Annotated in this window: 2 protein-coding genes; one reads left to right on the top strand and one right to left on the bottom strand. The window is 62.0% G+C overall.

The window, feature by feature from the left end; all coding sequences use genetic code 11:
* The first annotated feature begins 175 nt into the window (after positions 1-175).
* Complete coding sequence (locus tag ACFWW4_RS22655; protein WP_411892905.1) at positions 176-844, top strand: phosphoribosyltransferase; 669 nt, start codon at positions 176-178, stop codon at positions 842-844.
* Between the two features lie 17 nt (positions 845-861).
* Here the strand turns inward: ACFWW4_RS22655 and ACFWW4_RS22650 are convergent.
* Positions 862-1283: ABC transporter permease (locus ACFWW4_RS22650; RefSeq protein WP_411892904.1), on the bottom strand; the 422-nt coding region annotated here is incomplete at its 5' end.

Genomic DNA, 1283 nt, shown 5'->3' with positions numbered 1-1283 from the left:
CCGTTTTCTGGCCGCTCGAGGTATCGGTGTAGTTGGCCAAGGCTATGGCAACCCGCGTGCCGTGTCGTGGTTGACATGCCTCAACACGCGATATGCCTGTTCATGCGATCCCTTTTGCGTCGGTAGTATTGAGAAGGGCCGCACGGCCAGATCGTTCACATGCACAGGAGGAGTCATGGCACCGTCGTACGCCTTTACTGATAGGCAGGATGCAGGCCGGAAGCTGGCCGCGGCGCTGCAGAACGTTGATCTGAGCGATGCCGTGGTCGTGGCCCTGCCACGCGGCGGCGTTCCCGTTGCGGAGGAGATTTGCAAAGCCTATCAACTGCCTCTCGATCTGGTGTTTGTCCGCAAGATCGGTGCGCCCGGTCATCAGGAACTGGCAGTTGGGGCCATCGTCGATGGTGACATGCCGCAGTTTGTGATCAATCACCGGATTGCCCGGTCTGCCGGTTTGACCGATGCGCAGGTCGAAACGATGGGGCAGGATCTGTTGCCAGAGATCGCACGTCGTCGCGCGCTGTACCTCAAGGGGCTAAAGCGCCCGTCGCTGGCGAACAAGACCCTTGTTGTTGTGGATGATGGGGTCGCGACAGGGGCCACGTTGCGTGCCAGTCTGCGTGCCCTGCGCAAGGCGGGTGCAAAGACGATCATCCTGGCGCTGCCCACCGCGCCGCCGGATATGCTGCCGTCGCTCGTCAAACTTGCCGATCAAACCATCTGTCTGGATCAGCCCCGTTACTTTCATGCTGTGGGAGCTGCCTATGGCCGCTTTGACCAGACCACCGATGCAGAGGTTGTCGCAGCACTTCAGCGCTGTGCGGTTTGGCAACAGGGGACATAAGGCGCGGCGCGGTTGCTCTATTCCTTGACGTAAGGTTTCCCATCAGCCGCAGGTGCGCGTGCCCGCCCCACAAGCCCGGCGACGACGATGATCGTCGCGATATAGGGTGCCATGGCGAGGAACTCAGACGGGATCGGTGTCTGCAATAGCGCCAGTTTTTGCTGCAGCGAGTCAGCGAAGCCGAACACAAGCGCCGCAGCCAGCGCACCCACGGGATGCCAGCGGCCAAAGATCATCGCGGCAAGCCCGATAAAGCCGCGCCCGCCGGTCATGCCTTCGTCAAACCGGCCCACAGAGCCCAGCGTGAACCACGCCCCGCCAAAGCCCGCGACCATCCCGGCAAGTGTCACGTTGATATAGCGGGTCCGATAGACATTGATCCCTAACGTATCCGCCGCGCGCGGATGCTCCCCGACGGCGCGAGCGCGCAGGCCAAGCC

The organism is Yoonia sp. SDW83-1 (assembly GCF_046762885.1).
Lineage (GTDB): Bacteria > Pseudomonadota > Alphaproteobacteria > Rhodobacterales > Rhodobacteraceae > Yoonia.
This window is presented reverse-complemented; position numbering and strand designations above follow the sequence as displayed.